This window comes from Humibacter sp., assembly GCF_051954055.1.
In the GTDB taxonomy this organism is placed as follows: Bacteria; Actinomycetota; Actinomycetes; order Actinomycetales; family Microbacteriaceae; genus Humibacter.
In genome coordinates this window covers 1-4,648 of record NZ_JBQCIE010000013.1, presented here as the reverse complement: position 1 = coordinate 4,648, position 4,648 = coordinate 1, and the positions used below count along the sequence as shown (strand labels likewise).

Below are 4,648 nucleotides of genomic sequence, written 5' to 3'. Positions count from 1 at the left end.
GCGATCTTCGCCGCGACCAGGAGCTCGTCGGGCCCCAGGTAGAGCGTCTTCAAATGGATGACGCGGTCGGTCTCACCGCCCGCGAGGATCGCGTGCTCGATCGCCGCGGCATCCGTCTCGCTTGCTCCCTCGCCGACCAGCAGGCTCTTCGTCTCGATGCCGAGCACGATAGCGACGGCCACGAGCAGCGCGCCGATCAGGATCGTTCCGATGCCGTCCCACATGCCGTTGCCGGTGAGGATCGTGAGTCCTACGCCGAACAACGCGAACGTGAGGCCGGTGAGCGCGGCGACATCCTCCAGGAGCACTACGGGAAGCTCCGGCGCCTTCGCCCGGCGGATGAACCGCACCCACGAGCCTTGGCCCTTGTGCGGGCGCGACTCGCGGATGCCCGTGCGCAGCGAGAACCCCTCGAGAACCATCGAGATCACGAGCACCGCGAGCGGGAGCCACCACACCTCGAGCGGGTGCGGGTGCAGCATCTTCTCGACGCCCTCGTACACCGAGAACACGCCGCCGACCGAGAACAGGATGATCGAGACGACGAATGCGTACACGTACCGTTCGCGCCCGTAGCCGAACGGATGCTCGCGATCTGCGCGCCGCTTCGACCGGCGTCCGCCCACCATCAACAGGATCTGGTTGCACGAGTCGGCGAGCGAATGCACGCTCTCGGCCAGCATCGACGACGAGCCGGAGAAGATCCACGCGATGAACTTCGTCAGCGCGATGCCGAGGTTGGCGGCCAGCGCCGCGATGATCGCCCTGGTGCTGCCCTCGGCCATGCGCTCCATCCTAGGGACGGCGTCCGCTCCGACGGAGCGGCGTCCGCGCCGTTGCGGGAACCTCCTACGCTGGTCCGCATGAGCGAGAGCGTTGTGGAGCTGCCGAAGATCGCGATCCTGGGGGCGGGGTCGATGGGCAGGGCGATCCTGAGCGGGCTGCTGAAGCCGAGTGTGCACGTCGACGGCGGCATCGTCGTGACCAACCGGAGCGCACGCTCGGCGGAATCCCTCGCCGAGAACGGCGTCACTTCGCTGGCCACTGAGGACCACCCCGGCGCGAACCGCACTGCAGTCACAGGCGCCGGCATCGTGCTCATCGCGGTCAAGCCCCCGATGGTGCCCGACCTGCTCGCCGAGATCGCCGACGCGCTCGAGCCGGACGCGATCGTCGTCAGCGTCGCTGCTGGAGTCCCGGTGTCGCGCTTCGAGGAGCTGTTGCCGGCATCCGTCGCGGTGGTCCGCTCCATGCCCAACACCCCCGCCATCGTGGGCAAGGCCGTGACGGGAGTCAGCGCCGGCACGCGTTCCTCGTCCGAGCAGGTCGCGCTCGTGCGCGAGCTTTTCGAGACGGTGGGAACCGTTGTCGAGGTGCCCGAATCGCAGCTGGATGCCCTCAGCACGATTTCCGGCTCCGGTCCCGCGTACGTGTTCTACCTCATCGAGCAGCTCACCGCGGCAGCGATCTCGAAGGGTTTCACGCCCGAGCAGGCTGCCGAACTGGTCGAGGGCACGTTCATCGGAGCCGCGGCGCTGCTCGACGCGTCGGACGCAACACCGGAGCAGCTGCGCATCCAGGTCACGAGCCCGAAGGGCACGACCGAGCGTGCCGTGGCGGTGCTGCAGGATGCCGACCTCGAGTCGGTCTTCGACCGCGCGACGGATGCCGCGCTGGCCCGCGCGCGCGAACTCGCCGCAGGCTGACCGCCTCACTCCAGCGCGGCGAAGCGCTCCACATCGGAGCTCGCGCCCGACACGATGATCAGGTCGTGGTCGGAGACGATCGTGTCCATGGTCGCGTACGTGAACGGCTTGCCCGGCGTCTTCACGCCGACGACCGTGATGTCGTACTTGCGCCGCACCTGGGACTGCGCGAGCGTGATTCCGCGGATCACCTTCGGCGGGTACATCTTCACCAGCACGAAGTCGTCGTCGAATTCGATGAAGTCGAGCATCCGTCCCGCGAGCAGGTGGGCGATGCGCTCGCCCGCCTCGGCCTCCGGGTAGATCACGTGGTTCGCGCCGATGCGTTCCAGGATGGTGCCGTGCGACTTCGAGATCGCCTTCGCCCAGATCTGCGGGATGCCGAGATCAACGAGGTTGGCGGTGATGAGAACGGATGCCTCCACCGACGACCCGGTCGCGACGACGGCGATCGAGAAGTCCTGCGCCCCGATCTGCCGCAGTGCGTCGACGGAGCGGGCATCCGCCTGCACGGTGTGCGTGATGCGCTCCGACCACTTCTGAACGAGCGCCAGGTCGGTGTCGACCGCGAGCACCTCACGATCGAGCCTGTCGAGTTGGCCGGCCGTCGCCGCCCCGAACCTGCCGAGGCCGATGACGAGCACGGGAGCGTCGTGTCTGATGCGGTCACCCAACGATGGGCCTCTCTTCCGGATGCTGGTAGTACTGCCCGCGCTGCGACTGCGCGAGCGCGGCGGCGAGCGTCACGGTGCCCACCCGTCCGAGGAACATGGTGAACGCGAGCACGTAGACGGCGCCCGTCGGGGCGTGCTGCGTCAGGCCGGTGGAGAGCCCGCACGTCGCGAACGCGCTGATCACGTCGAACAGCGCGTGGTCGAGAGTGTCCTTCGTGATCGCCATCACGGTCACCGTCGACACGGCCACGATCGTCGCTCCCCACAGCACGACGCTCACCGCGACGCGCAACACGTCTGTGGGGATGCGCCGCCGGAACGCCTCCATGGAGTCGACACCGCGAGCCTCGGCCATCGCGGCCAGGAACAAAACCGCCAGCGTCGTCACCTTGATGCCGCCCGCCGTGGATGCCGACCCGCCGCCCACGAACATCAGCATGTCGGTCACGAGCAGCGTCGCGTGGTGCAGGTGGTCGACGTCGACCACCGAGAATCCGCCGGAGCGGGCCATCACGGACATGAAGAGCGACTGGAACGCTGCATTCCCCGTGCCGCCCGGGCCGAATGTCTGCGGATTGCCGACCTCGAGCGCGAAGTACAGGATCCAGCCGGCCACCATCAATAGGGCGAACGTGACGAGCGTGAGCTTGACGTGGATCGTCCAGAGCCGGCGCCGCACCTTGCGCCGCAGATTCTGCGCGATCGCGTAGATCACGGGGAATCCGATCGCCCCGGCGACGACTCCGACCATGAGTGCGGTGAGAAAGATGTAGTCATCCGCGAACGGGGTGAGCCCGGCGGTGTTCGGAGTGAAGCCCGTGTTCGTGAACGCCATCGCCGAGTAGTAGAGCGAGTTCAGCGCGCTGTCGTAGAGCGAGAAGCCGTGCGCGAGCATCCGCGGGAAGAGCACGACCGCCACCACGAGCTCGATGATCACGGCACTCAGCGCCACGGTCCGCAACAGGTTGCCGACCTCGCCGAGGCGGATGGCCTGGCCCTCCGCCACGGGGCCCGCATGCGCCCGCAGCGGGTTGCTGTCGCTGGCGGCGATGAGCCTGGCGCGAAGGCCGAGCTTGCGCGAGATCACCATGCCGAGGATGGATGCCAGCGTCAGCACGCCGACACCGCCGATCTGCACGCCGAAGTAGATGATCACGTTGCCGAATGCCGACCAGTGGGTCGCCATGTCCACGGTGGAGAGCCCGGTGACGCAGATCACCGAGACCGCGGTGAAGAAGGCATCCGCCAGGGGTGTGCCCGAGCTGCCCGCAGCGGAGATCGGCAGCGTGAACAGCAGGGTGAACACGAGCACGAGCGAGGCGAAGACGACGAGGGCGAACCGAGAAGGGCTGGCGCCGGCGAACTCATTGACGCGGAGCTGCACGCGGCCCCACCAGGTGGTGGGCACGAGGTGCCGGGATGCCTGTGCCGTCGCCCGCATCGGCCACCCTCCTGCCCGACTGCTCGAACACGGTCTGCTCGCGCCGTCGATGCTACCGTGCGCCGGAGACGTGCCGCAGGAGGCATGTATCGGCGGAACGGATGCCGCGGCGGGCATGGTGTGGCAGGCGCCCGCCCAGTAACCTGGGTGGATGCCGGACATCTTTGACATCGTCGCGGATGCCACACGGCGCGACATCCTGCGCGTGCTGCTCGAGGCATCCAAGAACTCGGACAGCGGCGAGATCAGCGTCTCCCAGATCGTCGGCGGTCTCGAGCTGAGCCAACCGACGGTGTCGAAGCATCTGAAGGTGCTGCGGGAGGCCGGACTCGTCACCGTGCGCGAGGAGGGCCAGCACCGGTACTACCGCATCGACGTGGGGCCCCTCGAGGAGATCGAGGACTGGCTGATGCCGTTCGTCAGCGGCGAGTTCGACATCGCCGACATCGACGTGAGCGCCGTCGTGGCCGGTCTGAAGGACGAGACCAAGGAGTTCGCGGAGCAGGTGGGCAAGGTGTTCGCCGACACCAGCCACCGCGTCTCGACCGTGGTCGAACGGGTGCGTCCGAAGCGCAAGCGCTGAGCCGTCGCCCGAATGTTCGGACCTTCTGCGGATGGTAGACTGGGCGACCGTGCTGCCGCGCGTCGCGCAGCATCCCGATGAACTTATGTGAGGTCTTTGTGGGTTCCGTTATCAAGAAGCGCCGCAAGCGCATGGCGAAGAAGAAGCACCGCAAGCTGCTTCGCAAGACTCGCCACCAGCGTCGCAACAAGAAGTAGCGCCACGAACAAGCGCCGGGTCCGCCCGGCGCTTTTCGCATTTCCGC

6 protein-coding genes are annotated in these 4,648 nt (G+C 67.5%); 3 read left to right on the top strand and 3 right to left on the bottom strand.

Annotated features, from left to right (window positions below; translation table 11 throughout):
- A partial coding sequence (locus tag ACTHNC_RS01130; protein WP_440292747.1) for a cation diffusion facilitator family transporter occupies nucleotides 1-785 on the bottom strand: 785 nt, incomplete at its 3' end.
- A 78-nt stretch (nucleotides 786-863) separates the two neighbouring features.
- Between ACTHNC_RS01130 and proC the strand changes: the two genes are divergently transcribed.
- A complete protein-coding gene (proC, locus tag ACTHNC_RS01125; RefSeq protein ID WP_440292746.1) occupies nucleotides 864-1,706 on the top strand; it encodes a pyrroline-5-carboxylate reductase in 843 nt (280 codons plus the stop codon).
- Nucleotides 1,707-1,711: 5 nt separating this feature from the next.
- Here the strand turns inward: proC and ACTHNC_RS01120 are convergent, their stop codons facing one another.
- Nucleotides 1,712-2,380, bottom strand: a complete 669-nt coding sequence (locus ACTHNC_RS01120) for a potassium channel family protein (protein WP_440292745.1) — start codon at nucleotides 2,378-2,380, stop codon at nucleotides 1,712-1,714.
- Entirely contained in the window at nucleotides 2,373-3,821 is a 1,449-nt protein-coding gene (locus tag ACTHNC_RS01115; RefSeq protein WP_440292744.1) for a TrkH family potassium uptake protein, read from the bottom strand. The genes ACTHNC_RS01120 and ACTHNC_RS01115 overlap by 8 nt, the downstream gene beginning before the upstream one ends.
- A 151-nt stretch (nucleotides 3,822-3,972) precedes the next feature.
- Between ACTHNC_RS01115 and ACTHNC_RS01110 the strand changes: the two genes are divergently transcribed.
- Together ACTHNC_RS01110 and ACTHNC_RS01105 are read left to right on the top strand one after the other, a co-directional pair.
- The gene (locus ACTHNC_RS01110; RefSeq protein ID WP_440292743.1) at nucleotides 3,973-4,404 is read left to right on the top strand and encodes an ArsR/SmtB family transcription factor; all 432 of its coding nucleotides are present in this window, start codon (nucleotides 3,973-3,975) and stop codon (nucleotides 4,402-4,404) included.
- Between the two features lie 98 nt (nucleotides 4,405-4,502).
- Nucleotides 4,503-4,601, top strand: coding sequence for a 30S ribosomal protein bS22 (locus ACTHNC_RS01105; RefSeq protein WP_003792170.1), 99 nt, complete (start codon nucleotides 4,503-4,505; stop codon nucleotides 4,599-4,601).
- Nucleotides 4,602-4,648: the final 47 nt, after the last annotated feature.